This is a genomic window from Bacteroides zoogleoformans (assembly GCF_002998435.1).
In the GTDB taxonomy this organism is placed as follows: domain Bacteria; phylum Bacteroidota; class Bacteroidia; order Bacteroidales; family Bacteroidaceae; genus Bacteroides; species Bacteroides zoogleoformans.
The window spans coordinates 2,859,045-2,874,619 of the sequence record NZ_CP027231.1 but is presented as its reverse complement, the minus strand read 5'-3'; the positions used below and the strand labels follow the sequence as shown (position 1 = coordinate 2,874,619).

General features: G+C 48.6%; 10 protein-coding genes. 2 read left to right on the top strand and 8 right to left on the bottom strand.

Features of this window, described 5'->3' with window-relative positions; all coding sequences use genetic code 11:
- Positions 1 to 18 precede the first annotated feature (18 nt).
- The 8 genes from C4H11_RS11930 to C4H11_RS11895 all read right to left on the bottom strand — a co-directional run bounded on the left by C4H11_RS11930 (position 19) and on the right by C4H11_RS11895 (position 11,457).
- Positions 19 to 2,379 carry an efflux RND transporter permease subunit gene (locus tag C4H11_RS11930; protein ID WP_106042327.1) on the bottom strand — a complete coding sequence of 787 codons (2,361 nt, stop codon included), beginning with the start codon at positions 2,377 to 2,379 and terminating at the stop codon, positions 19 to 21.
- Between the two features lie 6 nt (positions 2,380 to 2,385).
- Complete coding sequence (locus C4H11_RS11925) at positions 2,386 to 4,119, bottom strand: ABC transporter ATP-binding protein (protein WP_106042325.1); 1,734 nt, start codon at positions 4,117 to 4,119, stop codon at positions 2,386 to 2,388.
- A 21-nt stretch (positions 4,120 to 4,140) separates the two neighbouring features.
- Positions 4,141 to 5,895 (bottom strand): ABC transporter ATP-binding protein, encoded by a 1,755-nt coding sequence (locus tag C4H11_RS11920; protein ID WP_106042323.1) that lies wholly within the window; start codon positions 5,893 to 5,895, stop codon positions 4,141 to 4,143.
- 26 nt (positions 5,896 to 5,921) lie between these two features.
- Complete coding sequence (locus tag C4H11_RS11915; RefSeq protein ID WP_106042320.1) at positions 5,922 to 6,536, bottom strand: TetR/AcrR family transcriptional regulator; 615 nt, start codon at positions 6,534 to 6,536, stop codon at positions 5,922 to 5,924.
- Between the two features lie 70 nt (positions 6,537 to 6,606).
- A complete protein-coding gene (locus C4H11_RS11910; protein ID WP_029216625.1) occupies positions 6,607 to 7,203 on the bottom strand; it encodes an outer membrane beta-barrel protein in 597 nt (198 codons plus the stop codon).
- A gap of 123 nt (positions 7,204 to 7,326) precedes the next feature.
- Positions 7,327 to 7,716, bottom strand: coding sequence for a hypothetical protein (locus C4H11_RS11905; RefSeq protein ID WP_106042318.1), 390 nt, complete (start codon positions 7,714 to 7,716; stop codon positions 7,327 to 7,329).
- Between the two features lie 182 nt (positions 7,717 to 7,898).
- The gene (locus C4H11_RS11900) at positions 7,899 to 9,137 is read right to left on the bottom strand and encodes a DUF4374 domain-containing protein (protein WP_106042314.1); all 1,239 of its coding nucleotides are present in this window, start codon (positions 9,135 to 9,137) and stop codon (positions 7,899 to 7,901) included.
- Between the two features lie 22 nt (positions 9,138 to 9,159).
- The gene (locus C4H11_RS11895; RefSeq protein WP_164996543.1) at positions 9,160 to 11,457 is read right to left on the bottom strand and encodes a TonB-dependent receptor; all 2,298 of its coding nucleotides are present in this window, start codon (positions 11,455 to 11,457) and stop codon (positions 9,160 to 9,162) included.
- 457 nt (positions 11,458 to 11,914) lie between these two features.
- Between C4H11_RS11895 and C4H11_RS11890 the strand changes: the two genes are divergently transcribed.
- On the top strand, positions 11,915 to 13,315 hold the full coding sequence (locus C4H11_RS11890) for a DUF4099 domain-containing protein (RefSeq protein ID WP_106042308.1): 1,401 nt from the start codon (positions 11,915 to 11,917) through the stop codon (positions 13,313 to 13,315).
- 21 nt (positions 13,316 to 13,336) lie between these two features.
- The gene (locus C4H11_RS11885; protein WP_106042305.1) at positions 13,337 to 15,493 is read left to right on the top strand and encodes a type IA DNA topoisomerase; all 2,157 of its coding nucleotides are present in this window, start codon (positions 13,337 to 13,339) and stop codon (positions 15,491 to 15,493) included.
- Positions 15,494 to 15,575 lie beyond the last annotated feature (82 nt).

Sequence of the window (15,575 nt, the reverse complement as noted above, 5' to 3'; positions counted from 1 at the left end):
TTAACCTTACTTGTTTGTTTAACTATTTGTTTTTGAACCTTTTTCCTTTCCGAACACTCGCAAATATTTGAAAAGTATCGGCGTGAGGAACAAGTCTGCCAACAATGCCGACACCATACCTGCTACAGCCAGCAAGCCCCAGTTTTTCGTCTGCGTGGCATCCGACGACATGAAGCCGGCAAATGTAGCCGAGATGATGACCGTTGACATCACGATGGCCAGTCCCTCCGTGCGGAAAGTCTTGCGGATAGCCATGTTATAGTCATTATAACGATTATGCGCCACATGGCAATGGTTGATGAAGTGGATGGTGTCATCGACGGCGATACCCAAAACCATAGGAATGAGCGAGGCCGTCATTATGTCGAGCGGATAGCCCAGCCAGCCCATCATTCCCCCCACGATAATGGCGGGGGCGATGTTGGGTATCATTCCCACCAGTCCCACTTTCCAACTTCTGAACAGGAGTATGAGTATCACGCCAATGACCAGCACCGAGAGCAGCATCGACCACATCTGTCCACGCTCCACATACTGCTGCATCACCGTAAACTGCGGTAGATTGCCCACTACCGATACATGTGCGCCGGGGAAGAGCTTGCGTGCTTCGGTTTGGAGCAGATCCATTTCTTTTTCCGCCTCGTTGGAGTTGTAGCTCTTCAACTCGATTTGCAGGCGCAGCCGCTGATAGTCATAGTCCATCCAGTATTCCGACTCCGTACCTCCGGCATTCTCATAGAGCAGCAGGAGCTGAGCCACCATGTCGGCATTGTCGGGAATGCGATATTCTTTCAGATTGTTGCCGTTGAGCGTGCAGTTCATGTCTTTCACAATGTCCGTGACGGAATTGTGCCGCTTGGTGAGCGGGTAGCTTTCCGTGGTGGTTGCCAGTTGGTCGAGTTTTTTCAAGTTCTCGGGCTTCTTCGCGTCGTCGGCATGCGGCAGTGTAATCATCAGGTCGTAGGAGTACATGCTTCCTAATTCCGTGTCGCAGAGGTCGAGGAATTTCTTTACATATTCCACCTTCCGTCCCATAGTCTTCTCAATGTCGAATGCCGGCTCAATGGAGAACATGCCGATGCCGCAAAAAAGCGTGATGGCTACCGAGACAATGAATATCGGGCGGTGGCGACGCAGGATGAAACTACCAAACTGCTCAAACCGTCCGCCGACGTATCCTTCGAGACTCTTGGAAACGTCTATGCTTGGCTTGCGGTCTTTTCCGAATGAGAGTATTACAGGGGTAACAATCAGACAGGTAATCAATACCGAAAGCAGGCACAGCGAGGTGTTCACGCCGATAGCCTGCATGGGGACTATCTTCATGGATAGGAAAGTCATCATAGCCGCTATGGTTGTCAATCCTGACAACAAAACACCCCATCCGGTTTCGCCTACGGCATCGGTGATGGAAGCCTTGCGCCTGCCTGTTTCCACAAACCGCGTCTTGAAGAAGTTGTACAGATGGATGTTGTAGGCAATGGAACAGGCAAAGGCCAGTATGACCGCTATCATGGCGGTAGTCATATCTATATACAGTCCGGTCCAGCCTATCACACCAAAACTTATCAGAAGACCAAACACCGACGTGAGCAACGGGGCGATGACTCCCCGCAATGAACGGGTTACGACAATCATCACCACAATGGAAACAAGGAAAGCAATGAGGAACAGCCGCCCCATTTCATGTTTCAGATAAACCACTTTTTCGTAGCTCAGATAGGGCATTCCCGCAGCAGCAGGCGACAGTTCTGCGTATTTCGCCTTGCCGATGATGTGCCCGGCTTCCTTGCCCGTGAGCATATCCGGGGCAATATCGCTCGTCTTCTTCCACACGCTGTCCTCCGGGAAGGGACGCAGCTTCACCATGATCCATGTCATCGTGCCGTCCTTCGACACGAGTTTCTTTGAGAGATAGGGCTTGCTGTATGCCTTGCGTCTGATTTCTTTCAGTGAGGCTGCGTCCGAGGGAATATCGTCGGGCACAATCTGCTCGATGGTCATTCCCTCCTCGGTGCCGACGGTGAACTCAAGGTCGGTGAGCGAAGTCACCTTATCGGCATACGACAGGCTGTCCTTCAGCTCCTCGCTCAACTCACGGATAAGTGTCAGGCTGCGCTTGGAGAAGACGTCCTTGTTCTTCACTAATACCGCCACGTAGTAGTCGTTGCCGAAGATGGACTTGAACTCGTTTGTCTTGAGCAGCATCGGGTCATCGCTCACGAAATAGTCGTCGAACGATGTTTTCATGACGATGCGCTTTGTACCCACGAACGAGAAAGCGATAAGCAGGGCAAACAGCCCCATTACCAACAGTCGATGGCGTAATATCCACACCGCCAACTGCCTGAATTTTCTGTTGATGTTTTCGATTTTCATTGCTATTTACTTTTCATTATTGTTTTCCTGTTGCAGTTTTACCATTCGTGCAAATTCTCCACCTTTAGCCATGAGGTCTTCAGGCGCACCTTGCTCGATGACCGTTCCGCCACCGAGCACCACGATGTGGTCGGCATTGCGCACGGTGCGCATGCGGTGGGCGATGATGATGACGGTCTTACCCTGTATCAGTTCGGAGATTCCTGCCTGAATCTTCGTCTCGTTCTCGGCATCAAGGCTGGCGGTAGCTTCGTCCAAGAGAATGACGGGAGCGTCTTTCAGAAGCGCACGGGCAATGGAGATACGCTGCCGCTCACCGCCAGAAAGGGTTTCGCCGTTCTCGCCGATAATGGTGTTGTATCCATTCGGCATACGGCTGATGAAATCATCACATTGTGCCAGCCGTGCCACACGCCGCACTTCCTCATCGGTGGCGTCACGCTTGCCGATGCGGATGTTGTCGGCGACAGAGGCGTTGAAGAGCAGCACGTCCTGAAACACCACGGCATAGTTGCGGAGCAGTGTCTCCGGGTCGATGTGGGCGATGTCGTTTCCGCCTAATAGAATCTTTCCGCCGTCAATGTCCCAGAAGCGTGCGGCGAGTTTGGCGGTGGTGCTCTTTCCGCCTCCCGACGGACCGACGAGTGCCGTCACTTCTCCCTGCTTTGCTGTAAAGGAAACATTGTGCAATACCTGTTTTTCGGTCTCGTAGGCAAAGCTCACATTGCGGAACTCGATGTCGTAATTGTCCATCGCCACATCCTTGTTTCCTTTCTGTTCCGGCATAGCCTCCATTTCTTTCATGCGATTGATGCGCACGTCGAGGAAAGCGAGGATGGCAAGATTGTTGCACACATCCTGAATGGGATTATAAACCATGGCTGAAATAAGGAGAAATGCCAGATAGACGAAAATAGACACGTCCCCATGCTGTAGCATCCATGCGCCTGCGACAATGACGGTGGGCATACCTAATTTCAGAAGCATGGCAGAGAGATTGACAAACGAACCTGCCACCAACTCACCATTGACCAATTCCTTCTCATAGGCTTTCAAACGGTTGTCAAAGCTGCGATTATATTCCGCTTCGCCATTGTACGACTTGATTTCTTGAATACACTCCAGCCCCTCCTGCACCTGTTCGGTTACGCTGCGCTTGACGCGGTAATTCTGCTTGAAAGATCTGTCCATCATACGTCTTGCTAAGAGCAGAGTTGCCAACGCCAGCGGCACCACCCAGAAAAGGGCGGCAGCCAGTCGCCAGTCATAGAAGAACAGGCTTACGGCAATGATAAGCATGCTCAGCACCGACGCGAACAATTGGGGAACAGCATGCGAGAAGATTTGCTCCAACGAGGTGCAGTCTTCCATAATGGTAGAAGTCAGGTCTGACAGGTTCCGCTCTCCGAAAAATGCTAACGGCAGGCGGCGCAGTTTCTCCGCAAGACCGATGCGACGCTGCGCGCTCTCGTTGTAAATGGTGGTATAGGTGCTGTCATACTGCCATCGGCTGATGAAGAACATCACGCACATCAGCACAACTGCCAACAACACGTAAAACCACAAGGTGTGCTGACCGATGCGGGAATCGGCTTCCAAGTATTCCATGAGGAACAGGAACAGATAGGATGGCGGCAACATCAGCGCAAGGTTGAGCAGCGTTGAGAAAGCTATCCCCCTCCGCAAGTCTTTTGCCCCTTTTTCCGAAAGGGCGAAACGGTTTTGAAAATATTTAATCATATGGGTATCTCCTTAGAATGTTTATAGTTTCCATGCCACTGCTTTCTGGTATTCGTTCCACATATTATAATAGTGTCCCCGCTTAGCCATCAGTTCCTTGTGCGTACCCTGTTCGGCAATCTGTCCATTGTCCACCACCACGATGCTGTCGGCATCCTGCACGGTGGTCAGGCGGTGGGCAATCATGAGGACGGTCTTCCCGTTGGTGAGGTGTGCCAGTGCCTTTCGGATGAGATGCTCGTTCTCCGGGTCGGCAAAGGCGGTAGCCTCATCGAGCACCACGATGGGCGCGTCTTTCAGAATGGCACGCGCGAGGACAATGCGCTGCTGTTCGCCACCGGAAAGATACGTGCCCTCCGCTCCGATGACGGTTTCCAAACCTCGGGGCAGACGGTCGATGATTTCACGGCTTTGCGAGAGGTCTATCGCCCGGTCTATCTGTTCTGCCGTTGCTTCGGGATTGCCGTAACGCAGGTTCTCTATTAGTGAAGTTTTGAACAGGCGGGTGTTCTGGAATACGAAAGACACGCTGCGCATCAGCTCCGACTTGTCCATCTGTCGGACATCCACTCCGCCGATGCTCACGCTGCCCTCACGCACGTCCCAGAAACGGGGAATGAGCCGTGCCATCGTTGTCTTTCCACTGCCGGAAGCTCCCACAAGCGCCACTGTCCGGCCTTCGGGAATGGTGAGATTGACGTGGCAGAGGGCATCCTTTTCTGTGCCTTCATATCTGAACGAGACATTTTCAAAGCGTATGTCGCAGGCTTGTAGCTTCCGGATATTGTCGCTTTCGGGTAGCGGGGAGGCATCGGTCAGTTTCTCCAATCTATCGACAGCCTCGTTTGCCAAGAAAAGATTCTGACTGAGATACATCATCTTCATCACATTGGTTGCGATGACCGGTGTAATGACAACAAAGAGAAAGAGGTCGGCAATGACCACCGCCACACTTCCCCCGTGCCCGATCAGGATGATGCCTACCGGCACGAGGAAGAAGGCAAAGGCATTGATGGCGACGGTATATGCCGACATCGGCGAACGCCACAACAGCGTGTACAGAATGACAAGGTCACGATAGCGGATGATGCTGTCGTGGAACCGCTTGAACGAGAAGACGGTCTGCTGGAAAACCTTCACCACCGGGATGCCACGTACATACTCCACAGCCTCACTGCTCATCTTCTCCTGTGCATCGAGATATTGCTTTTGGAAGTTGTTGTTCCTCGGATTCATCATATAGCCCATGATGCCGAAGGCACAGATGATTGGCAGCATGGCTGCCAAGCCCAATTGCCAATCGACCGTCAGCAGCAGCACGATGACGCCAACGGGGGCAACGATGCTCCCCGCCACATCGGGCAGGATGTGCGCCACGAAGGTGTGGGTCTGCGCTGAGTCCTCGTCAATGATTTTACGCATACGTCCTGTGTTCTGCGTATCGAAAAATCCCAGCGGTACGCGCATGAGCCGTTGCATTGCCCTGCGGCGCATGTTGGTCTCTACACGGAACGCGGCGAGATGTGAGAACATGAGCGCGGCAAAGTAGAGCAGCACGTTTGCCACCGACACGATGAAGGCGGCAAGGGCATAGTCCCATACGGGCGCGTCGGCAAGGCTGCCCTCTGCGGTGAGCAGCGCACGCACCACGAGCCACAAAAGAACGAACGGGACGAGCGAGAGCAGTCCGTTGATTGCCGACAGCCCGACGGAACAGGGCAGCAACCACTTGCGCCCTCCCATGTAAGCTCCTAATCGTTTGAGTGTTTTGAACATATCGTTATTGTATTTTGAATGTTATCCTATGGTTTCATCAGCTCTTTCCAGCCTGCCGTTCCAAAGGCGAAGTACTGCATGAGTGCTTGTTTGACTTCCTCCTCACTATATTCCTCGTGTTCCACCAATTCGCAAAAGAGAGTCGTCCAAGCCGAACTGGTGAGATGAATCAGAAATGGAGAGATGTTGGTGTTGATGTGTGGGTATCGTTCCTTCATCAGCCTGAGGTATTCCATACCGACCTTCATCTGGTGGTCAATGATTTTGTTCTTATATCCCTCCAACGAAGTTCCCTCGGCATTGAAGAGTAACAGCCGCAGTTCGGGGCGGAACTGCTTGACAAGAGTGAGCATCGCCATGATGTGATTGATTTGCTGTTGCCGCAAATCGAACACGTCGAGCGAGAGAAATTCCTCATCATTATGCGAGAGGATATAGCGGTCAAGCGCGGTCAGCAATGGTTGCAATACCGCACAAAACAGTGTATCCTTACTGTCAAAATAATGATACAGGTTTCCCACAGTCACGCCAGCCTTACGCGCCACGTTTCTAATGCACGTACGCTGCACACCATTTTTGATAAACTCTCTATGGGCAACTTGCAATATGCGTTGCTTTATGTCTGTCTTCAATGTCTGCATAATCAAATTTTAAGGAAAGAGAATATAATTCATTCATATCGCATGGGTAATCGGTGAGAATACGGTATCTTCAGAACTCCAGTTCCAGACCGATCATCACTTCCTCCGGAGCAAAGTGGATCCCAAAGCCGTCATTGCCGATTTCCCGCTCCTCACCTGTGAAATAGTTTTTCCGATAGCCCGCAAACCCCATGCGCATACAGAGGCACAGTCCTTTTGTCAGGTCCACGCATGCGCCCGGACGCAGTCCTATCTCGAAGCCGTGGTGCTTATCTGTTTTGTTCGGATCGGTTGGAGAGATGTAGTTGTAGCCGATGCCACCGTCTAAGTAGAGGTTGAACGGGCCTTTGTGAAGATAATAGTAGCGTGCGAAAGGCGAAATTTTAAGGGTGTGTGTCTTTTCGCGCTCATTATCGCCACGCTCGGAGTTGAAGGCATAACCCAACATGATGCCCGCGGCCCACGTTTCATTGAAGTGCCAGCCTATCTCGGGGCAGAACTGCAAAGTGGTGGCTTTGGTTTTCGTGTTGTTCCAATAAGTAACGGCACCGCCTATGAACAATCCCTCTTCATGATCGTCTTCTTGAAAAGCCGAAGTGTGTTGCTCTTGCGTCCGGCCGATGAGTGGAACGAGTGATAGGATAAATATAAATAGCTGTTTTTTCATTATCAAAAAGTTTATTGATAGCTATAAGAAAAGTGAACGCCATTCAATCTGACAGGTTAAAAAACGCACTTATCATTTTGATATAATGCGTTTTTTATTTGTAGAATGAACGTTCGGAATGATTTATTCTTTATTATTCCATTTCCACGCTTCATAAGCGAGCGCAATGCTCACTATGACCAGCATAGGATGGATAAAGAGCTGCGGAAGCTCAAAGCTGAATATCAGTTCCGTGCTATGTACCGTACAGAACAGGGCTGTGAAGGCGGCGAGACAGAGATGTACCGTCTTATGCCAGCGCTTGCGGGCATAGAGCGAAAGGAGCAATCCTGTCATTGGTATCGTGAGTGAAACAACGGCCATCAATACGAGCATTGACATCGGTGCTACACCATCGTTATAAACGGCAATGTTGGCATTCCAGAAAAGAGGTATCATGTCAGTCAGAGAATGCGCGGACATGCCTGCGACTATGGCAACCCATAGAATTGAAATTTTAAGATTCTTTTTCATCCTTATATGTTTTTAATTTTGAATGTTTAATTACCGGACGAATCCGGCAGGTTTCCTAATGAAGTGCTGTTCAAAGCGGGACAGCGCTTTTTCTTTTCGAGAAGCATTGTCCCGGTGTGGGACAGCGCTTATTCTTTCATTTAAGAGAATGTGCCAACTTTTTTGATACACGCTCAACTCGTTTAGTCGAGTGAAATCACTTTATAGGCACCACTTGGCGTCTTCACGCTTGGTTGCGTGGAACCCTTCCCTGTTGCCATATCGTAACGATAGAATCCTATGCCGTTGTCGGTATGTTCACCGAAATAAATGGAGCTTTCCACCTTGATGATGGCATTGGCAGCCCAGCCGCATGACGCTGGAAGAGGAAGTATACGACCTGTTTTCTTGTTTACGTCAATCTCGTAAGGGACATAACATTTGTTGACGATATAAGTCTGATCGTTGGGATCCTTTACGAGTGAAGGTTTATAGAGGAACGTGTAGATTTTTCCATTGCCGCCATAGGTCATGTACATACCGTAGGAGCCAACTTCCGCGCCTTCGGTTGTTTGCAGGCTCATATAGAAGTCCTTGTCAAAATCCGTTTCTCCCTTCTTGATGCGCAGCAGTCCGTCTTTGTACCCCTTGCCGGGCATAAACTGACACATCATTGCCGCACGAGGTCCCGTGTGGAAATAGATGTTACCGGCTTCATCCATAACAGGCGATGTATGTCCGACCATACCGAGACTCGTTGCACGATCATCCTTTATAACCTTTTCCACCTTATCGGTAGCCACGTCAATGACAGCTACTTGAGCAGGCGTTGCAAGGATTTCCTTCATAGACTTTGCTTGGTTGAGAGGCAGGAACAGCTTGCCGTCACGCACAATGCCATTGCCTCCGTCCGGATCTTTATCACCCTCTGCATAGGGAGACAGGTCTATTTCCTTCGTTACGCTCATTGTGCTCGGATTGAACACGATAAGTTGTCCGCGGCTTGCGCATGTGACGGCGTAAGCTTTGGTGTCGTTCGCAAATATGATTTCTACCACATTGGGTGAACCCGGGAAGGAAAGTGAACCCACAGGATGAGAAGACAGTTGTCCATTTGCATTCACTTCGTATTTGTGGAGAGTTTGCTCACCACCATAACCATACATAGAACCGGACTGAAGATAAACATACTTTCCTCGTTTTTCCATGAAGAGATGTCCTGAAGGAAGCGTTATAGCTTTGTCGTATGACACGGACGTACCTTCGTTGAAATTCTCGAAACTGGTGATGAAGAAACTGTTGTCTGATTGTGCAGACATTAGGAAATGATGCTTCTTTTCAGACTGTGGATGGTCGTCATTGTTTTCTGAACAAGATGACACTGTTGCTGCAAACAGCAGGGTAAGACAAGGCAATACCCAAAAGATTTTTTTTGCTTTCATGTTTTTTACTTTATGTTTATATTTAGTTAATAATATATTTTATCTTCAAGTGAAATGTGCGCCTTTCCATCGGATAGCGAAATTCTGCCCAGTTTTCACGGTTGAGTAGGTTCCGTATCTCAAAGCTAAGCTGGCAATGTTTGTTGAAAGAATGGTGAACGGCAACGTCCCAACTGTATCTTGCCGGTATAAGCATTGTATTGTTATTGCTTGCTTCCCAGTTGTAGCTGAATTCTTTGGTAAATCCGAACGTAGAAGAAAAGGCTGAAGAAGAAGTCTTGCCCAGCAAACCATCTTTGTGCAGGCGTAATCCGACGTTGCCAAACAGATAAGGCATATTGGGGATTCGATAGCGATAGTGAAAATTCTCTCCGCCGCCTACGGCTTCCTTTCTCATGTCGCGAGCATCTTGCCACGTGATATTCCCCTGAATATCCAGCCAATGGTTCAATTTGCTGTCAAGTTCCATGTCCAGCCCCATCACCCGAACCTTGCCGATATTGTCATAAGCCATGTTCATGGAGCTATACATCAGTTTAATCATGTCTTTTGCACTCATGTAGAATGCATTTACCCCGATTCGCACCTGCGGATAATATCTGGCATTGCTCAGCCATATCGCACCTGCATTGACGTTAAAGCTACGCTCAGGACGAAGCTTCTCAGACGGGAGGAGCAACACTCCGTCACCAAACAGCTCATCGGCTATGGGCATTCTGACGGTTGATTGTACGGAGGCTTTCAGTGTCAAGGCATTATCCGGAAGTAGATGAAATGCCATTGCCTCGCTCCAGCCAATCATCGTACTGTGGTTGGTCGATGTTCTAAGTTTGTCTTGCAACATAATTGCTTCGGCAAACGGAAGGACTTCCGAGTGGTGATTAAAAAGTTTTACTCCTATTTCGTTGGTAAATTTACCACTGTTTAGATTCAATTTATGAGACAATCCGGATACTATGGCGTGTACCGTACTTGGGTATCCGCTTGTAGGCAGACGCGAGTATTGGTCGGCAAGTTCATCTTTTGGCATCTTCCGACCATATCGGTAATTGGTGTTCCATGTGATAAGTTGATTGCCATCAATCTTATAAGTCAGGTTGAGTAATTCACGAATGGTAGTATGCCTGTCATGTGAATCGTTTGGAACAGAGCCAATCTCTCCGCGTCCTGAACCGCTTGGGAATCTGTTACCTATGAAATCGTAACAATAATGTGAAGTATCTACTTGATTGACGAGACTAAGACCAACAATGGAATGTAGTTGTGCGGTGAGTTTACCGTTTAAGAAACTTTTCTCAAGACTCAGTGCCGCATTGGCAGAACGTGTCCGCGTAAAGGCATGCTGAATATTATTTTGCACGTTCATCAATCCCCCTTGTATCTCTTTGCGATAGTAGTCGGCACTCAATGTGATGTCAAATCGGTCGAACCATAATTGTTGGCTGCTCACACCCACGTTGAAACCTCCATGTGTGTACGCATCATGGTCACGGTGGATGATACGTCCCAATTCAAAAGGAGAAGAAAAACTATAATTGTTTTTAGCATAGTTCATCGTGGCACCGGCATGGAAAGCTGTCGAGGTCTTGCCAATATATTGCTTCAGTTGCAGACTGCCGATATATGTATTGTATGATGCTACCTCAAATGCCGTTTCCAAATGATTTTTGTTGAAGTCTTTCAGTCGGATGTTCACGGCACCGCCTAATCCGTCACCTCCCAGCCATGCCGGGATGATGCCTTTGTATATCTCCACTTCATCTACCATATCAAGAGGTATGCTGCTGAGTTGAAATTCATCGGAATTTCCCATAGGCATACCATTGATAAAGATACCGACACGCTTACCGTCCATCCCTTGTACGATGATACGTGAAGCATTACCCAGTCCGCCTTGTTGAGCCACTTTGATACCTGCAGCATTGTCAAGAATTTCGTTTAAGGTTGCAGTCTTGTATTTAAGAGACTGACTGTCTATAATGGTGACTGCAGATGGAACTTCACGATGCTTTTGCGCCTTGCTTTTTCCCAACACTACGACATCAGATAAGATATTGTTTAATGGCTGCAATTCCACATTACAGCAAATGCTGTCATTGATGTATGATTTTTTATTGAGTAGTATGTTACGGCTTTTATATCCTACATATTGAACTATGATCCGCTTGCTGCTTTTTGAAGGAAGTTCCATTCTAAACACACCTGCATGATTTGAAATTGTGCCGATATTAGAGTTTTCTAAAATAATAGAAGCTCCATCTAACGGCAGGTGAGTTTGCTCATCCGTAATTTGCCCATAAACGATTTTTTGAGCTAACATATTCTGCCATGTGAATGAGAAAATTAGCACCAATAGGAAGTTGTGAAAAATATTTTTATTACTCATGATTACTATTTAAAGTCCATTATTCTTTTGCAAAAAGTACTTGTTCTATTCTTTTTCTCAAAAATGAACAATAGTTAGTTTTGTTCACAAAAAAAAGCGCACCATTCTATGATGAATGATGCGCTTCTATGCTGTTTCAATTCAGAAACTCTTTGTATATGATATTTATCCTTTGTCATAAACTTTTTTTAGATGTTGCAAAGTTAGAAATAATGACATTTCTCCACAATACCCAAAAATAGTGATTTCTTATAAAACGCATTATTCAATAATGGGAGATTTCCTTTCTTTTCTCACGAGTTCCCTCCTTTTCTTTAATTCAAAATCTATAATATTATTGCTTTAATTTTGCTGTTCGATAATGATTTATTCATCTTAAAAACAATGATTTATGGAATCAAACAACAATGACAACTATGTGCTGGTATTGGAAGACCGCACGGAAGTGAAGAATGCTAACGAAATGGGAAAACTCTCCGTGGTTTCAGGTATTGACGACAAAGGAAAGCTCCAAACAACCGAAGCCAAGGACGTGCATCAGGCAGCCTTTTTGAAATTCAACAACAAGGACGGCTTGCTGAAGAACTTCATGACTAATTTCCTCAAACAGTTTAACGAACCGTCCCGTTTTGGACTTTACAAAGTAGTGGCTAACAACGTGGAGCAAGGTGTGGCATCGCTCCAAACAATGTTACAGAACCGTGAGAAGCCTGAGAACAAACAGCAGTTGGCAGACAGTCAGGTGCGCTTTGAGGACTTCCTACCCAAGCAGAAGAATGCCACTGCCATTGACGAGTCAAAGATTGACTGGGAGCAGCTCGACAACCTTGGACTTACCCGTGAGCGATTGGAGCAGAGCGGAGAGTTAGCAAAGATGCTCAACTGGCAAAAGAGCAATCTTATCACGATTGCCGTGCCTATCGGTGATACTACCATCTATACTGATGCACGTCTAGCATTCCGTACCGATGGTGAGGGTAACATCGGATTGGCTATCCACCCGCTCCGCAAGGAGCCACAGCTCGACTTTCCCTATATGGGACACAAGTTCTCTCCAGAGGAGAAAGAACAGCTCCTTGCAACAGGCAACCTTGGCAAGACCATCGAGATTACGCCCAAGAATGGCGAGCCGTTCGCAGCCTACGTATCCATCGATCCGCAGACCAACGAACTCATCGCCCTTCGTGCCGACCGTGTGAACATCCCAAAGGAAATCAAGGGCGTTACACTTTCTGATGCACAGTATAAAGACCTTGTAGAGGGCAAAGCCGTGAAAGTGGAAGGAATGACCGCCAAGAGTGGTAAGTCCTTCAATGCTACTTTGCAGGTCAATGCCGAGAAGAAAGGCATCGAGTTTATCTTCGAGAACAAGCAAGGCTTGAAAGAACGACAGCAGCACACCCGACAACAAGGCGCACCACGCAAACTCTGCGGGTTGGAACTCTCCGACAAGCAGCGTGAGGCATTGGACAGCGGTCGCACGCTCTACTTGAAGAACATGGTGGACAAGGAAGGGCAACCCTTCAATGCTTACGTCAAGATGGACAAGGAACAGAACCGCCCGCGTTTCTACAAGTGGAATCCAGACAAGAAGCAGGAGACCAGCAAGGAAAAGGTGGTAGCCGTAGCCGAAGAACACAAGACACAGGTTGCCGTGAACAACCAAGGCAAGACCAACGAAGCTACCAAGAACGTGAACGAGCCGTTAAAGTCTGGGCAGACACAGCCCACTGCCGTCCAAAAGCAGAAGCTGGAGGAGAAGAAACAACAGCGTCGCGGACGCAAGATGTAACCCTTAAAACCAAACCCAACTATGATTACTTGTATTATTGCCGAGAAACCCTCGGTAGCCAGAGATATAGCCCGTATCGTAGGGGCTAATACCAGACAAGACGGATATTTAGAAGGTAACGGTTATGTGGTAACATGGGCGATGGGACACCTCATCACCCTTGCCATGCCCGAAGCCTACGGCTTTGCAGCCTATAAAGCCGAAGACCTGCCCATTCGTCCCAATCCTTTCAGGCTTATCGTGCGTCAAGTGCGCAAGGATAAGGAGTACACGTCAGACCCCGCAGCGCTCAAACAACTCAAAGCTATCCGTGAGTGCTTCGACAGAGCCGACCGCATCATCGTAGCCACCGATGCAGGACGTGAAGGTGAACTCATCTTCCGATACATCTATCACCACTTGAACTGCCATAAGCCTTTTGACAGACTTTGGATTTCCTCCCTCACGGATAAAGCCATCCGTGAAGGGCTTGCCCATCTCAAGGCAGGAACTGCGTATGACAATCTCTATCACTCCGCCAAGGCAAGAAGCGAAGCCGACTGGCTTGTGGGCATCAATGCCAGCCGTGCCCTGTCCATCGCTCGCAACGGCGGTTACTCTTTGGGACGGGTACAGACCCCGACACTCGCTATGGTCTGCCGTCGGTATATAGAAAATCGTGATTTTTCTTCCGTCCCCTATTGGAAACTCTCCGTAGCTGTGGAGAAAGAGGGCATATCTCTGAAAGCCGTGAGCAGTAGTGCATTCGAGAGTGAAGCCGATGCACAGTCCGCTCTCGCCATGCTTCGCGAACAGAGCAGGCTTCAGGTAACATCGGTCACAAGAAAGGTAACGCATACGTCGCCACCTCTCTTGTTCGACCTTACCACCTTACAAAAAGAAGCCAACAAAAAGCACGGCTTTTCAGCAGACAAGACCCTCTCAATAGCACAAAGCCTCTATGAGAAGAAAATCACGACCTATCCCCGCACAGGCAGCCGATACATCAGCGAAGATGTTTTCGAGGAAGTACCCGCCTTGCTCGGCAAGATAGGACAAGGATTATCTTTCCCACTTAACCGCCACTCTGTGGACAACGACAAGGTAACCGACCACCACGCCATCATCCCTACGGGTGAAACTCCATCGGGACTATCGGCAGATGAAACAACCATCTACCAAATGGTAGTCCATCGTTTCATCGAAGCCTTCTCTCCCGACTCAGAGGAGGAGCGTATGCAGGTGGAACTGACCGACGGTACAAACACCTTCATTTGGAAGGCGTTCCGAAACATTTCTTTGGGCTGGAAAGCCGTGCAGCAAGGTACCGGAACGAACGATGAAAAAGGCAAGGAGGATGAAGAACAGACCTTGTCCGTATTGCCCAATCTGACAGAAAATGAGGTGTTACCGTTATCTGACTCAGAGATTACCGAGCACAAGACCAAGCCCAAACCGCTCTATACAGAAGCGACTTTGCTTTCTGCTATGGAAAATCCGTGCCAACGAGAGCAGAAACGAACTTGTTCGGATATGCCGAGTGCAGCCGGATTTCGCGGAACGCAGAACGCAGGGAAAGAGGTTTCAGATGCAGAAAGCAAAAAAGCAATGGCAGAATGTGGTATCGGTACACCTGCCACCCAAGCCAATATCATCGAAACACTTATCCTGCGAGACTATATCCGAAGAGAAAAGAAAACGGTAGTCCCGACAGAGAAAGGCTTGGCTGTCTATGAGATTGTCAAGGACAAACGAATTGCCAATGCAGAGATGACAGGCTCGTGGGAACTGACCCTTGCCGCCATCGAAGCAGGACAGATGCCGCCCGAGAAATTCGCGCAAGGCATCAACTCCTACGTGGAGACAATTTGCGAGGAACTCCTTGCCCTTGCTCCACCGGTGCAGAAATCCTATCCAACCTACCGCTGTCCTAAATGTGGCAACGAAAGTGTGGGCATCTATGCCAAGATTGCCAAATGCAGGCATGAGGGCTGCGACTTCCGCATCTTCCGTGAAATCTGCGGCACGTTCCTTTCCGAAGATAATATCCGTGATTTGATAACCACCGGGCGAACACCCATCCTTAAAGGCTTGACGAGCAAGGCAGGCAAGAAGTTCAACGCACGCCTTGTTCTGGGCGAAGACCACACCACCTCCTTTGAGTTTGAGGGTAAGAAAGGAAAAGCACGAGGGAGATAGTTATCACAGACTCGGAGCTAAAATAAATTAGTTGGGAGGTAGAAAAAATTATCTTCCGACTAATTTTTCCTCTCCATATTAA

Bases quoted from the DNA above. Each gene is read 5' to 3' on its own strand.
- C4H11_RS11930 (WP_106042327.1), bottom strand. From the start codon at position 2,379: ATGAAAATCGAAAACATCAACAGAAAATTCAGGCAGTTGGCGGTGTGG.
- C4H11_RS11925 (WP_106042325.1), bottom strand. From the start codon at position 4,119: ATGATTAAATATTTTCAAAACCGTTTCGCCCTTTCGGAAAAAGGGGCA.
- C4H11_RS11920 (WP_106042323.1), bottom strand. From the start codon at position 5,895: ATGTTCAAAACACTCAAACGATTAGGAGCTTACATGGGAGGGCGCAAG.
- C4H11_RS11915 (WP_106042320.1), bottom strand. From the start codon at position 6,536: ATGCAGACATTGAAGACAGACATAAAGCAACGCATATTGCAAGTTGCC.
- C4H11_RS11910 (WP_029216625.1), bottom strand. From the start codon at position 7,203: ATGAAAAAACAGCTATTTATATTTATCCTATCACTCGTTCCACTCATC.
- C4H11_RS11905 (WP_106042318.1), bottom strand. From the start codon at position 7,716: ATGAAAAAGAATCTTAAAATTTCAATTCTATGGGTTGCCATAGTCGCA.
- C4H11_RS11900 (WP_106042314.1), bottom strand. From the start codon at position 9,137: ATGAAAGCAAAAAAAATCTTTTGGGTATTGCCTTGTCTTACCCTGCTG.
- C4H11_RS11895 (WP_164996543.1), bottom strand. From the start codon at position 11,457: ATGTTAGCTCAAAAAATCGTTTATGGGCAAATTACGGATGAGCAAACT.
- C4H11_RS11890 (WP_106042308.1), top strand. From the start codon at position 11,915: ATGGAATCAAACAACAATGACAACTATGTGCTGGTATTGGAAGACCGC.
- C4H11_RS11885 (WP_106042305.1), top strand. From the start codon at position 13,337: ATGATTACTTGTATTATTGCCGAGAAACCCTCGGTAGCCAGAGATATA.